At 71.7% G+C, this 19,111-nt stretch carries 12 protein-coding genes and 2 tRNA genes; 2 read left to right on the top strand and 12 right to left on the bottom strand.

The window, feature by feature from the left end:
- Positions 1 to 90: 90 nt before the first annotated feature.
- From J8N05_RS05590 to J8N05_RS05640, 11 genes are all read right to left on the bottom strand, one after another.
- The gene (locus J8N05_RS05590; protein WP_210881349.1) at positions 91 to 870 is read right to left on the bottom strand and encodes a TetR/AcrR family transcriptional regulator; all 780 of its coding nucleotides are present in this window, start codon (positions 868 to 870) and stop codon (positions 91 to 93) included.
- A gap of 83 nt (positions 871 to 953) precedes the next feature.
- Positions 954 to 2,459: an MFS transporter gene (locus J8N05_RS05595; RefSeq protein WP_210881350.1), complete on the bottom strand. Its 1,506-nt coding sequence runs from the start codon at positions 2,457 to 2,459 to the stop codon at positions 954 to 956.
- Between the two features lie 133 nt (positions 2,460 to 2,592).
- On the bottom strand, positions 2,593 to 4,836 hold the full coding sequence (locus J8N05_RS05600; protein ID WP_210881351.1) for an ArnT family glycosyltransferase: 2,244 nt from the start codon (positions 4,834 to 4,836) through the stop codon (positions 2,593 to 2,595).
- Positions 4,833 to 6,311, bottom strand: a complete 1,479-nt coding sequence (locus tag J8N05_RS05605) for a bifunctional glycosyltransferase family 2/GtrA family protein (RefSeq protein WP_210881352.1) — start codon at positions 6,309 to 6,311, stop codon at positions 4,833 to 4,835. Before J8N05_RS05605 ends, J8N05_RS05600 begins: the two co-directional genes overlap by 4 nt.
- A 14-nt stretch (positions 6,312 to 6,325) precedes the next feature.
- The gene (locus tag J8N05_RS05610) at positions 6,326 to 7,999 is read right to left on the bottom strand and encodes a sensor histidine kinase (protein WP_210881353.1); all 1,674 of its coding nucleotides are present in this window, start codon (positions 7,997 to 7,999) and stop codon (positions 6,326 to 6,328) included.
- Positions 7,996 to 8,736: a response regulator transcription factor gene (locus J8N05_RS05615; protein WP_210881354.1), complete on the bottom strand. Its 741-nt coding sequence runs from the start codon at positions 8,734 to 8,736 to the stop codon at positions 7,996 to 7,998. Before J8N05_RS05615 ends, J8N05_RS05610 begins: the two co-directional genes overlap by 4 nt.
- A gap of 124 nt (positions 8,737 to 8,860) precedes the next feature.
- Positions 8,861 to 9,856 (bottom strand): amidohydrolase family protein, encoded by a 996-nt coding sequence (locus J8N05_RS05620; RefSeq protein WP_210881355.1) that lies wholly within the window; start codon positions 9,854 to 9,856, stop codon positions 8,861 to 8,863.
- Positions 9,857 to 9,899: 43 nt separating this feature from the next.
- Complete coding sequence (locus tag J8N05_RS05625; protein ID WP_210881356.1) at positions 9,900 to 10,307, bottom strand: antibiotic biosynthesis monooxygenase family protein; 408 nt, start codon at positions 10,305 to 10,307, stop codon at positions 9,900 to 9,902.
- A 139-nt stretch (positions 10,308 to 10,446) separates the two neighbouring features.
- Complete coding sequence (locus J8N05_RS05630) at positions 10,447 to 11,328, bottom strand: DUF2797 domain-containing protein (RefSeq protein ID WP_210881357.1); 882 nt, start codon at positions 11,326 to 11,328, stop codon at positions 10,447 to 10,449.
- 87 nt (positions 11,329 to 11,415) lie between these two features.
- A tRNA-Arg gene (locus tag J8N05_RS05635) sits at positions 11,416 to 11,488 on the bottom strand.
- 240 nt (positions 11,489 to 11,728) lie between these two features.
- Positions 11,729 to 11,819: transfer RNA gene (locus tag J8N05_RS05640), tRNA-Ser, on the bottom strand.
- A 211-nt stretch (positions 11,820 to 12,030) separates the two neighbouring features.
- On the opposite strand from J8N05_RS05640, the gene J8N05_RS05645 reads away from it, so the two are divergent.
- Together J8N05_RS05645 and J8N05_RS05650 are read left to right on the top strand one after the other, a co-directional pair.
- The gene (locus J8N05_RS05645) at positions 12,031 to 12,489 is read left to right on the top strand and encodes an SSI family serine proteinase inhibitor (RefSeq protein WP_210881358.1); all 459 of its coding nucleotides are present in this window, start codon (positions 12,031 to 12,033) and stop codon (positions 12,487 to 12,489) included.
- Between the two features lie 301 nt (positions 12,490 to 12,790).
- On the top strand, positions 12,791 to 17,296 hold the full coding sequence (locus tag J8N05_RS05650; protein ID WP_210881359.1) for a PAS domain-containing protein: 4,506 nt from the start codon (positions 12,791 to 12,793) through the stop codon (positions 17,294 to 17,296).
- 118 nt (positions 17,297 to 17,414) lie between these two features.
- On the opposite strand, the gene J8N05_RS05655 is transcribed toward J8N05_RS05650, so the two are convergent.
- Positions 17,415 to 19,061 (bottom strand): long-chain fatty acid--CoA ligase, encoded by a 1,647-nt coding sequence (locus tag J8N05_RS05655; RefSeq protein ID WP_210890032.1) that lies wholly within the window; start codon positions 19,059 to 19,061, stop codon positions 17,415 to 17,417.
- Positions 19,062 to 19,111: the final 50 nt, after the last annotated feature.

The raw sequence follows: 19,111 nt of genomic DNA on the forward strand, positions 1-19,111 counted from the left end.
GGGGAACGGCGCAGTCTTTTGCCTTTAGGGGCGCGGGGAACGGCGCAATCTTTTCGTCTTGAGGGGGTCGCGGGCCACAAACCCGCACCCCTACCCCTCACCCCCGCGGAGCACCACCGTCTCGATCCCCGCGATCACCAGATCCAGCGCGAACCCGAAGTCCCGCTCGTACATCTCCTCCACCGTGCTCCCCCCACGCGCCCGCATGATCTCCGTGCTCTCCTCCAGCACGTCATCGAGCTCGGGCGCCCCCTTCAACGTGCTCAGCGCCTGCTGGAAGTACGCGTCAGGACTCATCCCCGCCTCCGCCGACCGCGCGGTGAAGTGCCCCTCGATCGTGCCGAACCCGTACACGAACTGGGAGACGGCCGAGATGGCCCCCGCCAGCCGGTGCGTGGGCAGCCCGGTCCTGCGCATCACCCGCTGCACGGTCCGCGAGAAGGCGACCGACCTGGGCCCGATGTTGAGGAACGTCCCGGCGAGCGGCGAGGCCCAGGGATGCCGTACGAGCAGCGCCCGGTAGCCGGAGGCGACGGCGCGGAGCTGGTCCCGCCAGTCCTCGTCCGCCGCCGGATCGGGCAGTTCCAGTTCCCCGTAGATCGCGTCGAGCGCGAGCTCAAGAAGGTCGTCCTTCGTGTCCACGTACCAGTAGACGGACATCGCGGTCACATTCAGCTCGGCGGCCAGCCGTCGCATGGAGAACTTGGCCAGCCCGTCCGCGTCGAGCAGCCGTACCGTCGCCCCGGTGATCCGGTCCCGGTCGAGCGAGGCCGGCTGGCCGCCCCGGGCGCCACCACCTCGCGGAGCCTTGCCCTCCAGCCAGACGCTGGTCCGTGCCGGGCGCTCGGCCCGGTCGACTGCCCTCACCATGGCGCACCTTCCTCGACACTTCCGCACCGGGACGCCTCGGACCGTCGAGGTCCGCCCCAGCCCTGATTTCTACCGGGCGGCCCTCACATCGGCACCGCCGCCACCGCGGAGTCTGCCCTCTCGGCCCGCCGAAGCAACGCGGCGGCCAGCAGTCCGCCGAGGAGGACGGCCACCGCGCCGACCAGCTGGCTGGTCTCCAGGCCGGACGCGAACCCGTCCGTGATCCGCGCGCGCTCGTCCGCCGAGTCCGCCGCGGCGAGCGTCGCCGGGAGGGAGGCCGCGGCGAACGGGATCAGCGCGGCGAAGCGGGCGTTGAGGACCGCGCCGAGGACGGCGACGCCGAGGCCGTTGCCGAACTCGGCCAGCGTGCCGTTGATCCCCGCGCCCACGCCCGCCTTCTCCGGCGGGATCGCGCTCATGATGGCGTGCGCCATGGCGGGGTTGGCGATCGCGCAGCCCGCGCCAATGAGCAGCAGGCCGAGCAGGGTGCCGGCGTATCCGCTCGACGCGAGGGTCGCGATCGAGACGAGCCCGCCGGACATCAGCACCATGCCGAGGGCGATGGAGACGGGTGTGCCGAGCTTCGCGGTGAACTTCGCCGACAGGCCGGTGAAGTTGAGGGCGACCACGGTCAGGGCGAGCGGCGCCGTGCGCAGCCCCGCCTCCAGGGGCCCGTATCCGAGGACGAACTGGAGGTGCTGGGTCAGCAGGAAGAGCGCGCCGCCCATGCCGAAGGTGATCAGTACGGCGCCGGCGACGGCCCCCGTGAAGCGCCGGTCCCGGAAGAAGTGCAGGTCCAGCATGGGGTACGGGATCCGGCTCTCCCAGTAGGCGAAGAGGGCCAGGACGAGGAGCGCCAGGGCGGCCGTGGCAAGGACGCGGGCGGAGGTCCAGCCGTGTTCCGGGCCGGAGATGATCGCGTACACGAGGGCGGTCATGCCGATGGTGGAGAGCAGGGCGCCCAGGAGGTCGGGGCGGTCGCCGCGCGGGTTCTTGGACTCCGGTACGAGGCTGATCACGGCGGTGAGGGCCAGGGCCACCACCGGCAGGTTGATGAGGAAGATCGCGCCCCACCAGTAGTGGTCGAGCATGAAACCGCCGAGCAGGGGGCCGGTCGCGAAGCCGAGGGCGTTGACGGCGCTCCAGATGCCGATGGCCTTCGGCTGCTCGTCGGGCGCGAAGATCTGCATCGCGACGGCGAGCGTGGTGGTGAGCAGGAGCGCGCCGCCGACGCCCATGCCCGCGCGGGCGGCGATCAACTGGCCGGTGGTGTCGGCGAGTCCGGCGACCAGGGAGCCGATGCCGAACAGGGCGAGGCCCGCGATCAGCATCTTCTTGCGGCCGTAGCGGTCGGCCGCGCTGCCCGCGCTGAGCAGCAGTCCCGACTGGACGAGCGAGTACGCGTTGATCATCCACTGGATGTCGGAGGTGCCGGCGCCCAGTTCCTCGGTGAGGGTGGGGATCGCGACGTTCAGCACGGTGTTGTCGAGCAGCACGGTGAGCTGGGCGAGGCAGATGACACCGAGGATCAGCCACCGCTGGGGGTGGCCTTGGGTACGGCCCGGCGGACGGCCCTGGGAAGTTGGCATGCCATACACCGTAGAACAAGCCTTATACGGCGTACAACGCAGTTACGGGTCGCACGGCACGCACGCCGAAGGGGCGGTGACCGGGGCACTTCCGCCCCGGCCACCGCCCCGGTCCCCCCTCAAGGGCGAACCGTCAGCTGCTCGCGGCCTGCGTCAGGTCGTAGAAGGTGGACGAACCCACCGTCACCTCCTTGAAGTTCTTCTGCACCCACTCGCTGATCTGGGTCCCGGTGCCGGAGCTGTCGCTGCCGCCACCGCCGCCCATGGAGCCGGACGAGATGAAGTAGTGGATCTTCCCGTCGGCCACGTACTTCTTGAACTGGGCCAGCGTCGGCGAGGGGTCGCTGCCGTTGAAGCCGCCGATCGCCATCACCGGGTCGCCGGTGGAGAGCTGGTAGCTCGCCGCGTTCTGCGAGCCGATCGCCGCCGCCACCCAGGTGTAGTCACCGGAGTTCTTCTCCAGGAGCGCCTTGGCCTCGGAGCTGACGGTCGCGCCGTTGAGCAGACCGCCCATACCGCCACCGCCTCCGCCGCCCATGCCGCCACCGTCACCGGTGCCGCCTGCGGTACCGCCGCCCGGCTGGGTCTGGCCGTTCTGGCCCGTCTGACCGTTGCCGTTCTGCTGGCCCTGCTGGCCGTTGCCGCCCGGCATCCCGCCGGTCGGGGGCTGGCCCATGCCGCCGCCCTGCTGGTTCTGGCCGGTGCCGCCCTGCCGGTTGCCGCCCGGCATACCGCCACCGCCGCCACCGGGACCGCCGCCCATGCCACCGCCGGGGCCGCCGCGACCGCCCGAGACCGAGGGCCCCGCCGTGACGATCGAGCCGCTGTGGCCTTCGTCCAGCGTGGTCAGCGTGTACGCCGTCGGGCCCGCGAGCGCCGCGACGAAGCTGAGCCCGACCACCGCGAGGGACAGCCTGCGCCCCAGCCGCGCGATGAAGATCAGGCCGAGGGCCGCGACCAGTCCACCGACCAGGACCAGCCACTTGAGCCAGGGCAGGTAGTCGGAGGAACGGTTCAGGAGGACGTAACCCCAAACCGCGGTGGCCGTGGCCGCGGCCGCCATGGTGAGCGAGATCCACATCCGGCCGCGCTCTTCCCACAGCACGCTCGCGCCCATGCCGACCACGGCGGCCACGTACGGGGCGAGGGCCACGGTGTAGTACTCGTGGAAGATGCCCTGCATGAAGCTGAAGACCACCATGGTGATCAGCAGCGAGCCGCCCCAGGCGAGGAACGCGGCACGGGCCGTGTCGGTCCGCTTCGCCTTCCAGGTCAGGGCGATGCCCGCGGCGAGCACGATCAGCGCGGCCGGGATCAGCCAGGAGATCTGACCGCCGATGGAGGAGCTGAACATCCGGTCCCAGCCGGTCTCGCCCCAGCCGCCGCCTCCGCCGCCGCCCCCGACGCTGCCGGTCTCCTCGCCGTTGATGCGGCCAAGTCCGTTGTAGCCGAAGGTGAGTTCGAGGAACGAGTTGTTCTGCGAGCCGCCGATGTACGGGCGGGAGGACGCGGGCCACAGTTCGACCAGGGCCACCCACCAGCCGCCCGCAACGATCATCGCCAGGCCGGAGAGCAGCACCTGCCCGATGCGCCTGCGCACGGTCGTGGGCGCGAACACCGCGTAGACGATCGCGAGGGGCGGCAGGATCAGGAACGCCTGGAGGGTCTTCACCAGGAAGGCGAGACCGACGGCGACGCCCGCCCACACCAGCCACTTCGTCTCGGCCTTCTCCATGGCGCGCAGCACGCAGTAGACCGTGACGGCCATCAGGAGGGCGAGGGCCGCGTCCGGGTTGTTGAAGCGGAACATCAGCGCGGCGACGGGCGTGAGCGCGAACACCGCCATGGTGAGGAAGCCGGCCGCGGGGGTGAACCTGCGGCGCACGGCCCCGTACAGCACTCCGGCCGTGGCGACGGCCATGAGGACCTGCGGGAACAGGATCGCGAAGGAGTTCAGGCCGAACAGCCGTACCGACAGGGCCATCGGCCATAGGGAGGCCGGGGGCTTGTCGACGGTGATGGCGTTGGCCGAGTCGAGCGAGCCGAAGAAGAAGGCCTTCCAGGACTGGCTGCCGGCCTGGGCCGCCGCCGAGTAGAAGGAGTTGGCGTACCCGGAGGCCGTGAGGTTCCAGGTGTAGAGCGCGCCGATCAGCAGCAGCGCCCCGAGGAACGCGGGGCGCACCCAGCGGTTGTCCTCGGGCCGCCCGCGCCACAGGCGGCGCGCGAAGGGCTGCTTGGGGCTGCCGTCCTCGGGAACGGTCGGCTCCGCGGCCGGCTCCGCCGGAACGACCGGTTCCTGTACAGCTGTGGACGCGGGTGGCCTCCAACCGGGGTCGGCGGCCCCCGTATCCGGCTGTTCGTGCTGGGTCGTCGTCATCGCGGGTCCCTCGGATCATGATCGTTCGGGCGCACCGGCTGCAGCTGCATCGTCGGGTCCCCCCAGGTCTGGTGGTCGTACGAGGAATCGGTCGTGCCGTAGGAAGAGTCGGTCGTGCCGTACGGGGCCCGCGGAGCCGTCGCGTAGACCGGCGAGGCGGGTCCGGTCGGGACGGTCGGCGGCACGTTCGGCACGGCGGGTGTGTGCGAGGCGACGACCGTCGACGGTGACGTGTCGTGCCGGTCCGGGAACACCCAGGCCCGGAAGAGCAGGAACCGCAGCACGGTCGCCGCGAGGTTGGCGACGATCAGCACCGCGAGTTCGGTGGCGTGCGCCGGCTCGTCCGTCGCCGCGTTCAGGGCGGCGAGCGAGCCGCTGGTGAGGGCGAGTCCGATACCGAAGACGACCAGGCCCTGCGCCTGGTGGCGGACCGCGCCGCCCTTGCCGCGTACGCCGAAGGTCAGACGGCGGTTGGCGGCGGTGTTGGCGACCGCCGAGACGAGCAGGGCGAGCGCGTTGGCGATCTGCGAACCCGAGAACGTCCGGAAGCCGCTGTAGAGCACCAGGTAGAACAGCGTGGACAGGGCGCCCACGACACAGAATCCGACGAGCTGGCGGGCCAGGCCCTTCGGTACACCGCTGATCTCGCGGTCGCGCGGGTCGTCCCCGAACGGCCGGGCGAGCCGGTCCAGCGCCAGCGAGCCGGTGGCGAGGGCGCGTCCCACGCGCCACACGCCCTTGAGGTCGTCGGTCGCGGTCTTCACGATGTGCACGGTCGAGTCCGGGTCGTCGACCCAGTCGACCGGCACCTCGTGGATGCGCAGCCCCGCCCGTTCGGCGAGGACCAGCATCTCGGTGTCGAAGAACCAGCCGGTGTCCTCGACGAGCGGCAGCAGCACCTGCGCGACATCGCGCCGGATGGCCTTGAAGCCGCACTGCGCGTCGGAGAACCGGGCCTGCAGCGACCCCCGCAGGATGAGGTTGTACGTACGGGAGATGAACTCCCGCTTGGCGCCCCGCACCACCCGCGAGCTACGGGCGAGCCGCGAGCCGATCGCCAGGTCGGAGTGACCGGAGATCAGCGGCGCGACCAGTGGGAGCAGCGCGTTCAGGTCGGTGGAGAGGTCGACGTCCATGTAGGCGAGGACCGGGGCGTCCGAGGCGGACCAGACGGTCCGCAGCGCCCGGCCGCGGCCCTTCTGCTCCAGCCGGAACGATCTGACCTCGGGGAGCTCCGCCGCCAGCCGCGCCGCCACCAGGGGAGTGGTGTCCGTGGACGCGTTGTCCGCGACGGTGATGCGGAAGGCGTACGGGAAGGTGCGGGAGAGGTGCTCGTGGAGTCTGAGCACACACGGCTGGAGGTCCTTCTCCTCGTTGTAGACGGGGATCACTACGTCCAGGACAGGCGTACCGGCATTTCCGGCCGGGAGGTGCTCCCGCGCCGGCAGGTTGCCGGGAGAAGGTTCGGTTCGCATGACAACGACTGTCGTCAAGCGCCCTGTTGCACCCATGTGGTCGCACTGTGCTGTGCCTGTGAGTACGGTTTTGAATGTGTTTCCGAAATGAACGCCTCATGAGAATGGGGCGCCTGAGGGGCCAGCGCGGGCAGGTGCACCGTGAAGACGGTGTGTCCGGGGACGCTGTCGACGGTCACCGCACCGCCGTGCGCGGCCGCGACGGCCTGCACGATGGCGAGCCCGAGCCCGGTCGAACCGGAGGAGCGCGAGCGCGACGAGTCGCCGCGCGCGAACCGTTCGAAGACGTGCGGCAGGAGGTCCGGCGGGATGCCCTGGCCGTTGTCCTGGACGTCCACGCACACCCAGGCTCCCTGACGGCGCACGCGCGCGGTCACCGTCGTACCGGGAGGCGTGTGGGTGCGCGCGTTCGCGAACAGGTTCACCATGACCTGCTGGACACGAGCGGCGTCGGCCAGCACCAGCGCGGGTTCGTCGGGCAGCTCCAGCCGCCAGTTGTGCTCGCGGCCGGCCGCGCGGGCGTCGCTCACGGCGTCCACGACCAGCGGGGAGAGGTCGGTGTGCTCGTAACTGAGCGGCCGTCCCGCGTCCAGGCGCGCGAGCAGCAGCAGGTCCTCGACGAGGCCCGTCATCCGCCCGGCCTCGGACTCGATCCGGCCCAGCGCGTGCCGCGTGTCGGGCCCGGTCTCCTCTCTGCCGCGTCTGGTCAGCTCGGCGTATCCGCGGATGGACGCGAGGGGGGTACGCAGCTCATGGCTGGCGTCCGCCACGAACTGCCGTACGCGGGTCTCGCTCTCCTGGCGCGCGTGCAGGGCGCCGTGGACGTGATCGAGCATGCGGTTGAGCGCGGCCCCGACCTGCCCGACCTCGGTGTGCGGATCGGTCTCGGACTCGGCGACCCGTTCGTTGAGGGTCACCTCGCCGGTGTGGAGCGGCAGTTCGGAGACCCGGGTGGCGGTGGAGGCGACCTTGCGCAGGGGGCGCAGGGCCACGGTGACGATGGTCGCGCCGGCGATACCGGCGGCGATCAGACCGGCCGCCGTCACGCTCACCTCGACGAGGATGAGGGTGTTGATGGTGCTGGTGACGGACTCGGTGGGCAGGGCGATGTAGAAACTGCCCTTGCCGCCGCTGACGTACATGACGCGGTACTCGCCCATGCCCGGGATGTCGACGGTGTGTTTGCCCGTCTTGGACACGGACCCGAGCGCGGCCTTCGCCGCGTCGCTGAGGTTCTTGGAGCCCATCTGGTCGAAGGCGCCGTCCGAGGACTTCTCCACGGCCACGACAGCCCTGGTGATTCCGCCGTCGCTGCCGACCTCGGCCGCGATGGTGTCCTTCTGCGTCGGCCCCTTGGTGACGAAATCCGCGAGCCTGTCGTCCGTCGAGGAGCCGCCGGAGTATCCCGGGGACGAGCCGCCGCCGTCGGGGTTCCTGGGCAGCTCGCCCGGCGGTGGGCCCCCGGCACGTTCGGCGGCGTCGGTGACCTGGCTGTCCAGCTGCTTGTACAGGTGCTGCTGCAACGCGATGGTCGTCACCGTACCGATCACGGCGCAGACCACCGCGATCAGCGCGACCGCCGAGACGACGAGCCGCGTCCGCAGGGTCCGAGGCTGCCGGCGCCGCAGCGTGCGCGGGGCCCCGGACGGTCGGCGCCGCTGCGTACGCGGCCGTCGTCGCCCGCTCACGACGTCGCGGGCTTGATCAGGTAACCGGCGCCGCGCCGGGTGTGGATCATCGGCTCACGGCCGGCGTCGATCTTGCGGCGCAGATACGAGATGTAGAGCTCGACGACGTTGGCCTGGCCGCCGAAGTCGTACGACCACACGCGGTCGAGTATCTGGGCCTTGCTGAGCACCCGGCGCGGATTGCGCATCAGGAACCGCAGCAGCTCGAACTCGGTCGCGGTGAGGTGGATGCCGTCACCGGCGCGCGACACCTCGTGGCTGTCCTCGTCCAGGGTGAGGTCACCGACGACGAGCACCGAGTCGGAGCGGCGGTCGGCGGCGCCGGAACGGCGGATGAGCCCGCGCAGCCGCGCCACGACCTCCTCCAGACTGAAGGGCTTGGTGACGTAGTCGTCGCCGCCGGCCGTCAGCCCCGCGATCCGGTCCTCGACCGCGTCCTTCGCGGTCAGGAAGAGAACGGGCACGTCGGGCAGCTCCCGGCGCAGCCGGCCGAGGACGGCGAGACCGTCCATGTCGGGCAGCATCATGTCGAGAACGACGGCGTCGGGCCGGAACTCACGGGCGGTCTGCACCGCACCGGTCCCGTCCGCCGCGCTGCGGATCTGCCACCCTTCGTAGCGAAGGGCCATGGACAGCAGCTCGGTGATCGACAGCTCGTCGTCCACGACAAGCACGCGGACGGGGCTCCCGTCCGGCCTCAGCAGTTCGGTGCGCCCCTGGGGCGAGGTCGTGGTCATAGCCAACACATTGGTGGGCGGCCCTGAGAGCACCCTTTCGGGAACCTGTGAATTCCCTGAGAAACACACAGCCGCCTCTCAGGGAACACTGGGGAACCGCTCGCGGCTCGCGGCCCCCTCGCCCTCACAGGCCGAACAGTCGCGCCCCGTTGTCATGGCAGACCGCCCGCAGCCAGTCCTCCCCGAGCCCGAGCCGCTCCAGCGCCCGCAGTTGATGCTCGTACGGGTACGGGATGTTGGGAAAGTCGGTCCCGAGCAGAATCCGGTCACCGAGACCGGCGAGGCGGGGAGGATCGGCGAGACGGGGGGACGGGTCCGGACGGGGACGCCCGGCGAGACGGGTGGACAGGTCCGGACGGGGACGCCCGGCGAGGCGGGGGAGCGCGCGTCGAGGGAACGGCGCGAACTCCTCGCTGAAGTCCGTGAACGCCATCGTCGTGTCCAGCCGCACCTCCCCGAACCGCTCGGCGAGGTCGAGGAAGTCCTCGTACTCCGGCATCCCCGTGTGCGCGATCACCAGCCGCAGCCGCGGATGCCGCGCGAGCACCCGCCCGACCGGCTCGGGCCCGGTGTGCTTTCCGGGCGAGGGACCCGATCCGCAGTGGATCACGACAGGGGTCCCCGCCTCGGCGAGCACCCCCCAGGCCGGATCGAGCAGGGCGTCGGCGGGGTCGTACGCCCCCACCTGGACGTGCGCCTTGAAGACCCGCGCCCCGTCGTCCAGCGCCCTGCGCACGTACTCCGCGACGCCCGGCTCCGGGAACAGCGTCGCCGTGTGGAGGCAGTCGGGGGTCCGGCGGGCGAAGTCGACGGCCCATTGGTTCAGCCACTCGGCCATGCCCGGCTTGTGCGGGTAGAGCATGGCGGTGAAGGCACGCACGCCGAACTCCCGCAGCATCCCGAGCCGTTCGTCCTCCTCGGCCCGGTAGGTGATGGGCCACTCGACACCGCCGGTGAGCGGCCCGAGCCCGTCGAAGTACGCCCAGACCTTCTTCAGCACGGACTCGGGCATGAAGTGGGTGTGGACGTCGACGAGCCCGGGAAGACCGAGCTGTTCCCAGAACCGCCGTACGCCGACGGCCTCGCCCTCCTCCGCGGTCTCGCCCTCCTCAGCATCCATCCTCTCCGCGCCGCTCCTTTCCGTGCCGATCCTCTGCGTGCCGTCAGCCATGCCCGTGCTCGAAACGGTGGTTCCGCTCGAAACTGTGGCTGCGCTCGACCTTGGCGACGTGCAACGTGTAGCGCTGGTACCACTCGGCGCGCCCGCGCTTCTGGGCCGCCAGGTGCTCGGCATTGCTGCGCCACTCCTCGACGGCGTCCGCGTCGCGGAAGTACCCGACGGTGACGGAGAGCCCGCCCGGCGACCCCGCGTGGTCCATCCCGAGGTACCCCGGTATCTCCCTGACCAGCTCCTCCATCCGCTCATTGGTCGCGCCGTACTCCCCGAACTCGCCGTCCTGCGTCTTCACCGAGGTGAAGACGACGGCGTAGTAGGGAGGGTCGTAGGCACCGACGGGCACAGGGGAGAGGGAGGAGGAGGGGGAAGAGGCGGAGGCATCCTGATGGCTCATGTGGCCCACCCTCGATCCGGCCGCCGCACCAAGTCCAGACGGTTTACCAAAGGGGATCTCCAAGGGATCGATCTCTTGACCGTCCGGTCAGACCGGCATGCCCGAACTCTCCCCGGGCCCTGCCCAGCCCCGCAGCCCTTCAGAACAGCCCGTCCTGAACACCTCCGAACTCCCGCACGGGCACGGTGATCTCCCCGCGCTCCCCCGACCCGGTCTCTCCGCCCGCTCCGGTCAGTTCCCACCCGGTCATGAGCCGCGTATCGAGCACGACGACCCCCCGCCCGGTCAGCAGATGCAGATCGGGCCCGGCGGCGGCGACCAGTTCTCCCCGCACGACGCCTCCCGGGACCAGCTCGCCGACGACGGCCACGACCGGCGGCAGCCCGTCGAGCCCGAACGCCTCCGTGTGGTCGACGGCCTCGAACGGCATCTGCTCCAATGCGTCCGGCCACCCGTCCAGCCCCACGGCCAAGGCGTGCAGTCCCCGCACCTCCGCCGCCCGCACCCCCGCCCCGGGCAACGCACTCCGCACGGCCCGCTTGGCGTCGTAGGCGATCCGGTCCGGCACGCCCAACGCCGTACGCAGCAACTCCTCACTGCGCCGGGCGGCCATCAGCGGCCCCCGCCCCAGCCAGGTGAAGACGACGGCGCCCTGCTCCAGCAAGCGAGCCGACCCGCGCTCGACGGCCGTGATCCCCGCCTTGACCATCCCGGGTCCGAACCAGGCCAGATAGACGGAGTAGGGCCGGGGGTCGTCGGCGATGGTGTCCGCCGCGACGGAATGGGCCCGGTCGAGCCGCGCGCACTCCTCGCACCGGGCCCCGACACTGCGCCCGGACACCGCGGCCCCCGCGAAACAGCTGTGCCCGCGCGCCCCCACACACCGCCGCTCACCCCCGCCCACGACGGCGAACGCGACCTGCTTCCCCCACGGCAACACACTGCGACGCCCCCCGTCCCAGACCAGCACAGGCTCCGCCCCGCCCCACCGAAGCCCGCTGCATTTCCACACTTGTGCCATCACGGACGAGCGTAGAGGCCGCCACTGACAGTGGGCCGCCACAACGAAAGAAGCCCCGGACACCTGGTCCGGGGCTTCTCACCTGTGTGCACTCGGCAGGATTCGAACCTGCAACCTTCTGATCCGTAGTCAGATGCTCTATCCGTTAAGCTACGAGTGCTTGTGTGTTCTGTTGTGTTTGCTCTTCCTTCCGGACTTTTCTGCCCGGTTGGCGTTGCGGGAACAACATTACATGACTGGCGGCGTGAGGCGAAATCCGTTTGCCAGACCATGCCTGACCTGCGGAAACGACCTCCTGACGGCCCCCGGACGGCTTCCGGCGCGGCCCCGTGGAGCGTCGGGAACGATCAAGGAACGACGAAGCCCCGGTCGTGGACGACCGGGGCTTCGTGATCTTCTGCGGAGGCGGAGGGATTTGAACCCTCGATGGGATTGAAGTCCCAAACCGCATTAGCAGTGCGGCGCCATAGACCGGACTAGGCGACGCCTCCAGCACAACCATCCTCGCCTGCGCGAAATGGTGCGTGCAGATGATGACACAGTCGAGCGGGCTGTCACCAATCGCCTCCTACGGTACTAGGCACGAAGCCCCGAGGGCAAAGCCCTTCTCCCCCGCGCAACGTCACGGCGCGGACGGCGTTAGAGCAGGCGTCAGAGCTGTCGCCAGGGCAGTCGAACAGAACCGTCGTCAGGGGAGCCACCATGCTGCGCCGCATCGCCCTCACCGTCGCCACCTCAGCCGCCGCCTCCTTCGCCGCGCTGTCCGGGGCGCCGGCGGTCGCGTACGCCGATTCGTTTCCCCTCGTGCCGCCGCCGGTGAGCGGGGCGGACAGGAGCGACCACCTCACCGTGACGGTGAGCGGGGCGGGCGAGGGCCGTGACGGGACGTTCGAGCTCGACTGTCATCCGGTGGGCGGCAGCCATCCCCGGGCACAGGCCGCCTGCGACCAGCTGGACCGGAACACCTCGTGGGGCAAGAGCCCGTTCGCGCCCGCGCAGGAGCGCGGGATGTGCACGATGCAGTACGGGGGTCCGGCCACCGCCCACGTCACGGGCACCTGGGCCGGCCGCCCCGTCGACGCGAGGTACCAGCGCGGTGACGGGTGCGAGATCGCGCGCTGGGACGCCCTCGTACCCGTCCTCCCCGATCTCGGCGCGTAGACGGGGGGAGGGGTAGAGGGAGCGGGAGAGGGGTGGAGGGGCTGGCGTATGGGGCCGGGCGTGTGGATGCGTTCCGGCCAATGCGTGGGAGCGGGTGGTGGCCGGGGCGGGGAAACGCACGGTCACAGGTTCTCCAGGCCTTCTGCGTGCGTTCTGCGTCCCCTCTACGTGCGACCTCCCTCTCATCCGGCGTCGCGAGCGCAACCACTGCCCGTAGACTCCCTCGCGTGACACGTCGCGGCCCCGTTGGCAAGATGGCTACCGCGGTCGGCAAGGTGCGGTAACAGGGAGGAAGCGTCTCGTGAGCAGCAGGCCATCCCGAGGCGCTGCTCGCCTCGCAGCCATACTCGACGCACTTCCCGACGCGTTGGTGCTGGTCAACGCCAACGGAACGGTCGTCAACGCCAACACCATCGCCCTGGAGGCCTTCGAGGCCCCGGGCACCGCGCTCGTGGGGCGCGGACTGCTCGATCTGCTGCCGCAGTTCGACTCCCGGCTCATCCCGGGCACGATGCGGCGGGCCGACACCGCCGACGAGAACGGGCGCACCCGGCCCACCCGGATGATCGCCCGCCGCACCGACGGCAGCGAGTTCCCCGTCGAGGTCACCAGCGCGAACCTGGAGAACGGGCAGCAGGCGTACGACGGTTACGGCTACACCGGCGACGAGCTGCTGATGATCGTCGTACGGGACCTCTCCGGCACCGTCGACACCGAGGCGGAGCTCGCACGCTCGCAGCGGCAGACGGAGATGATCCTGCGTGCCGCCGCCGAGGGCGTGGTGGGCACGGACACCGAGGGACGGGTCGTCCTCGTCAATCCGGCCGCCGCCCAGATCCTCGGCTTCCGGGCCAGCGACCTCGGCGGGCAGGAACTGCACCCGCTGATGCTGCACTCGCGCGCGGACGGCGAGCCCTTCCCGTACGAGGAGTCGCCGCTCGCCGACACCCTGCGCTCCGGGCGCAAGCACCGGGTGCGCGGGCAGGTGCTGTGGTCCAAGAACGGCGACCGGGTGCCGGTCGACCTGACCACCGCGCCGGTACGGGACGGCGACCAGCTCGTCGGGGCCGTGATGACCTTCACGGACCGGCGGCCGTACGACGCGCTCGCCGAGGAGAAGGACGCCGAGGCCGAGCGGCATCGGCAGGAGCTCGCACAGGCCGCCGAGGCGCATGCCGAGGAGCTGGCCGCCCTCCGGGAGGAGCACACCGGGGCGCTGGCCGCGCTGCGCGAGCAGCACACGGAGGAACTGGCCGCGGGGGACGACCGGTACGCGGCCCTCGCCGAGCGCGAGAAGGACCGTTACGAGGCACTGTCCGCGCGGCACGAACAGTTGCTGGCCGTTCTGGGGCGCTCCCTGCGCGGGCCCCTCGACCAGCTGCGCGGCGAACTCGCCACCCTCGCCGCGGACGACGCCGGACAGTTGTGGCCCGAGGCCAACCAGGTGCTGCACCACCTCTCGGCCGGCTACTCCCGCATCACCACGCTCGTCGACAACGTGCTCGCGTACCAGCGTCTCGACTCCGGGACCGAGAGCGTCAGCCGTACGAAAGTGATGCTGGACGCGGTCGTCGCCGCCGGGGTCGACGGGGCCGTCGAGCTGATCGGGCCGGGGCGCGTGCAGTTCGCCGTGCACGCGCCGCCCATCGAGGCCGAGGTCGACCCGCAGCGGCTCGCCACCGCGCTCGCGCACCTCATCGCGGATGTCGCGGGCGTCGACTCCACGGGCAACTCACCGGCCTCGGCCGGCGGCTACATGGACAACACGGTCGTCGTGGCGGCCGCGCAGCGCGGTGAGGGCGTACGGATCGAGGTGCGCGGACCGTACGCCGGGGGAGACCCGGTGCACGAGCCCATCGTGCGCGGCATCGTGCGCGCGCACGGGGGAGTGCTGCAGACGCACGAGGTCCCCGGGATGAGCGGCAGCGCGTTCGTCCTCGAAGTGCCCATCGGCGGCGGGGCCGGTTCGGTCCCGGCCGCCGTTCCGGGTGCGGGTGCCCTTCCCGAGGCGGCTCCGGCCCCGGACGGCTCTCCGGCCGCGGAAGCGGGCGTGGGAGCGGGTTCCGGCGCGGCCGGTTCGGCCCTCGCGCTGCCCGAGCAGGCCTCCCCGCAGGGAGGCGGGCGGCGGCGGGCCCGGCGCGCGTCCGTCGACGCCTTCCTGGAGAGCGAGGTGGCACCCTCGACGGAGAAGGCCGTACCCACCGGGCGACGCAGGCGCGCCGCGGAGGCAGCGGGTCAGCCCGCGCTGCCGGCCCAAGCCGCCGGGGACGAGAGTCCTTCCGGCGCTTCCGGCGCTTCCGGCGCTTCCGGTACTTCCGGTGCTTCCGAGGGCAACGGCGCGACCGGACGGCGGCGTGGACGGCCGAGCCCCGTGGAGGGCGGCGTCTCCGAGGGCGGGGTCTCCGAGGGCGCGGTGGTGACCGCCGCCGAGCACGCGGCCGGTACCGCGGCCACCGGGCTGGGGGCGACCGTGCCTCCGCAGGGCGTGCCCGCGCCCGCCGACGGACGCCGCGCCCTTCAGGACGGCGGCCGGCAGGCCCTGCCGGCCGCACTGCCCGCGGCCGCGCCCGCCCAGCCGGGTACGGATGCGGGTGGCGCCGCGGGTGAGAACGCCGATGGCGGCAACGCTCAGCCGACCGGGCGGCGTCGGCGTGCGCTGGCCGCCGCGGCGGAGCGTGCGGCGGCCCAGGAGTCGGGGCCCCGCGCGGTGTTCGCGCTACCGCCTGCCGAGGCGGACCGCTCTCCCGAGTACGCGGCGCAGTCCGCCGAAGGCCATGGCCACGGTCAGGCGGCGGCCGGCGGCGGACGCCATGACGTCGCCCTGCGCGACCCCGCCGACGACCACACTCCGCCCCAGCCGCATCCGGTGCAGGCGCCCAGCGGACGCCGACGGGCCCGGCAGGCCGCGGGCGAGGCGGCAGGCGTGAGCGTGGGCGAGGTGACACCGGATACGGCGACCGGGGCTCCCGGGGCTCCCGGACAGCAGCCGATGCCGGGTCATCTGCCCCCCGCGCAAGCCGTTCCCGCCCCGCAAGCCGTTCCCGCCCCGGAGGGCATGCCGGCGCCTCTATCCGCACCCGGTCAGGTACAGCCGGGACACGGCGTCCCTCCGGCCGTTCCTGCCATGGGTCAGGCCGTGCCCCCGCAGGGTCTCCCCCAGCCTGCCGTCCCCGGCCAGGCCCTCCCGCCGCAGGCGGCGCCTCTCCCGGAGCAGGCCCTGCCGCCGCAGGCCGCTCCCGGACAGGTCGCCCCGGCCGGTCCCGCCGGACCTGTGGCACCCGCGACGGCCGAGGGCGCACCGGGTCACCCAGGAGTCCCGGCACCCGGCACACCTGCCCAGGGCGCCCCCGCGGCGAATCCCGGCCTGCCGCAACCACAGCAGCAACCGCAGACGCCCGCGGCCGGGATTCCGAACGCGGACCCGACCGCCTCCCCTCAGCCCTGGCCCGGCGCGGCCGACACCTCCGGTGCCGGAGTACCCGTACAGCCGGAAGCCGCCGCCGCGCCGCAGCCGTGGCCGGGCACGGCCGATACGTCGACCGCTCCTGAGCCCGCAGCGGCCCCGGAACAGCCGCGCGCCGCGCAGCCCCTCCCCGCGGAGGCGGCGGCGCCTCCCGTCGACCCGAACTCGACGCAGGGCCGGGCGATCAGCGTCCGTACGCTCGGGCAGGGTGTGCCGTTCGGCCGCCGCATGATCGACGCGCAGCAGCCCAAGCCCGGCCGGACGGCGTCCCCCGCCCCCCAGGCCCACGCACCGGCGCAGGCACAGCCCGTCGCGCAGGGAGGAGCCGCGCCGCAGCCCCAGGCGCCCACGCCTCCCCCGCACGCGACCAACGGCTCCGGGCGGCGCCGCAAGCTCGGCACGCGGCCCGATCCCGCGGCCGAGCAGACGGACACGGCGGCGCGCTCGCACCCGGGCGGCGGCCAGCAGTCCCGGCTCGCGCACACCACCGAGGGCACCGGCCGTTCGTACGCCATAGGAGCACCGGACCAGAACGCCGACGAAGGCCCCGAGCCGCTCGACGGCCCCGGTGGCGCGGTGGAGGTCGCGAACCAGCCCCACCCCCAGCCGATGGACGACGAACTGCCCCCGGAGCCGCTGGACAACCCGCGTCGGCTGCTGGTCTGGCCCGCGCCGGACATCACCACGCAGCAGGCGCTGAGCGACCGCGGCTACCGCCCCGTCATCGTGCACTCACGCGAAGAGGTCGACGCCCAGATCGCCGCCTTCCCGGCTGCCCTGTTCGTCGACCCGCTCACCGGCCCGATCACGCGCACGGCCCTCCAGTCGCTGCGCCAGGCCGCCGTCGCCGCCGAGGTGCCGGTCCTGGTGACCGCCGGTCTCGGTCAGGCGACACGCGAGGCGGCGTACGGCGCCGACCCCGCCGTACTCCTCAAGGCGTTGTCGCCGCGTGACAGCGAGCAGCACCCGCCGCGTGTTCTCCTGATCGAGGAGCACGCGGAGATCGCGCTCGCGCTGACCTCGACGCTGGAGCGGCGCGGAATGCAGGTCGCACGGGCCTCGTCCGACGAGGACGCCGTCACGCTGGCCGGGCAGATGCGGCCGAACCTGGTGGTGATGGACCTGATGCAGGTACGCCGCCGACAGGCCGGGATCGTCGACTGGCTGCGCGCGAACGGCCAGCTCAACCGCACCCCGCTGGTCGTCTACACCGCGGCCGTCGACCAGACCGAGCTGCCGCGGCTGGCCGCGGGGGAGACGGTGCTGTTCCTGGCCGAGCGATCGACGAGCGCCGAGGTCCAGGACCGGATCGTGGATCTGCTGGCTCGTATCGGAACGAACTGAGCGTCGGCTCAACCAGGCGTGCACACAGTCACCTCAACCAGCCATGCGCACAAACGGGTTGGGGCGTTGTTTCACGTGAAACAACGCCCCAACCCGCCCATATCGCCTGCTGTGGCTGTCAGAGCTGGGTGACGTCCAGCTCGCCCGCCGCGTACTGCCTGCGCAGCACCTTCTTGTCGAACTTGCCGACGCTCGTCTTCGGCACCGACTCGATGATCGTCCAGCGCTCGGGGAGCTGCCACTTGGCGATCTTGCCCTCGTCGGCGAGGAAGGAGCGCAGGGTGTCGAAGTCGGCGGCGGCGCCTTCCTTCAGTACGACGGTGGCGAGCGGGCGTTCGCCCCACTTGTCGTCCGGGACGGCGACGACCGCCGCCTCGGCGACATCGGGGTGGGCCATGAGGGCGTTCTCCAGGTCGACCGAGGAGATCCACTCGCCGCCGGACTTGATGACGTCCTTGGCGCGGTCGGTGAGGGTCAGGAAGCCGTCGGGGCTGATCGTGCCGACGTCACCGGTCTTGAGCCAGCCGTCCTCGCTGAACTTGTCGTCGGGGCGCAGGGCTTCGGCGCCCTGACCGCCGTAGTACGCGCCCGCGATCCAGGGGCCGCGCACTTCCAGCTCGCCCGCGGACTCGCCGTCCCAGGGCAGTCGCTCGCCGCCCGGGCCGGTCAGCCGCGGCTCGACACCGGCGGGGAAACGGCCCTGGGTGAGCCGGTACGCGAACTCCTCGTCCGACCCCGCCTCGACATGGGCCGGCGGCCGCGCGATGGTGCCGAGCGGCGAGGTCTCCGTCATGCCCCAGGCGTGGCAGACGCGCATGCCCAGCTCGTCGAACGCCTTCATGAGGGCGGGCGGACACGCGGAGCCGCCGATGGTGACCTGGGTCAGCGAACTCACGTCACGCGGCTTGCCCTTGAGCTCCGCGAGCAGGCCCTGCCAGATGGTGGGGACGGCTGCGGCGTGCGTGGGCCGCTCTTTCTCGATCATCTCGGCGAGCGGTGCGGGCTGCAGGAAACGGTCCGGCATCAGCACGTTCACACCGGTCATGAACATCGCGTGCGGCAGGCCCCAGGCGTTCACATGGAACTGCGGAACCACGACGAGGGAGGTGTCCCCGTCGGTGAGCCCCATGGACTGCGTCATGTTGACCTGCATCGAGTGCAGGTAGATGGAGCGGTGCGAGTAGATGACGCCCTTGGGGTCGCCGGTCGTGCCGGAGGTGTAGCACATGGCCGCGGCCTGGCGTTCGTCCAGCGCGGGCCAGTCGTAGCTGTCCGGCTTGTCCGCGATCAGCTCCTCGTACTCGTGCACCTGGACGGCCGCCCCGTCGAGCAGCGAGCGGTCACCGGGGCCGGAGACGACCACGTGCTCGACCGACTTGAAGTGCGGGAGCAGCGGGGCGAGCAGCGGGAGCAGCGAACCGTTGGCCACGATGACCCGGTCCGCGGCGTGGTTGACGATCCAGACGAGCTGCTCGGGAGGCAGCCGGAGGTTCAGCGTGTGGAGGATCGCGCCCATGGCCGGGATCGCGTAGTACGCCTCGACGTGCTCGGCGTTGTTCCACATCAGTGTCGCGACCCGGTCGTCGTCCCGGACTCCGAGGTCGTCGCGCAGGGCGTGCGCCAGCCGTGCCGTCCGTGCCCCGATCTCGGCGAACGAACGCCGGTGCGGCTCGGCCTCTCCGGTCCAGGTGATCACCTGAGACGACCCGTGGATCGTCGACCCGTGGGTCAGGATCCTAGAGATCAGCAGCGGTACGTCCTGCATCGTGCTCAGCACGGCGTCCTCCCGGGGGCGACATTGCCTACGCGGTAGTA

The sequence above is a fragment of the Streptomyces liliiviolaceus genome (assembly GCF_018070025.1).
Taxonomy (GTDB): domain Bacteria; phylum Actinomycetota; class Actinomycetes; order Streptomycetales; family Streptomycetaceae; genus Streptomyces; species Streptomyces liliiviolaceus.

Excerpts from the sequence above, each read along its gene's own strand:
- J8N05_RS05605 (WP_210881352.1), bottom strand. The coding sequence starts at position 6,311 with ATGCGAACCGAACCTTCTCCCGGCAACCTGCCGGCGCGGGAGCACCTC.
- J8N05_RS05630 (WP_210881357.1), bottom strand. The coding sequence starts at position 11,328 with ATGGCACAAGTGTGGAAATGCAGCGGGCTTCGGTGGGGCGGGGCGGAG.
- J8N05_RS05595 (WP_210881350.1), bottom strand. The coding sequence starts at position 2,459 with ATGCCAACTTCCCAGGGCCGTCCGCCGGGCCGTACCCAAGGCCACCCC.
- J8N05_RS05645 (WP_210881358.1), top strand. The coding sequence starts at position 12,031 with ATGCTGCGCCGCATCGCCCTCACCGTCGCCACCTCAGCCGCCGCCTCC.
- J8N05_RS05655 (WP_210890032.1), bottom strand. The coding sequence starts at position 19,061 with ATGCAGGACGTACCGCTGCTGATCTCTAGGATCCTGACCCACGGGTCG.
- J8N05_RS05590 (WP_210881349.1), bottom strand. The coding sequence starts at position 870 with ATGGTGAGGGCAGTCGACCGGGCCGAGCGCCCGGCACGGACCAGCGTC.
- J8N05_RS05625 (WP_210881356.1), bottom strand. The coding sequence starts at position 10,307 with ATGAGCCATCAGGATGCCTCCGCCTCTTCCCCCTCCTCCTCCCTCTCC.
- J8N05_RS05620 (WP_210881355.1), bottom strand. The coding sequence starts at position 9,856 with ATGGATGCTGAGGAGGGCGAGACCGCGGAGGAGGGCGAGGCCGTCGGC.
- J8N05_RS05615 (WP_210881354.1), bottom strand. The coding sequence starts at position 8,736 with ATGACCACGACCTCGCCCCAGGGGCGCACCGAACTGCTGAGGCCGGAC.
- J8N05_RS05600 (WP_210881351.1), bottom strand. The coding sequence starts at position 4,836 with ATGACGACGACCCAGCACGAACAGCCGGATACGGGGGCCGCCGACCCC.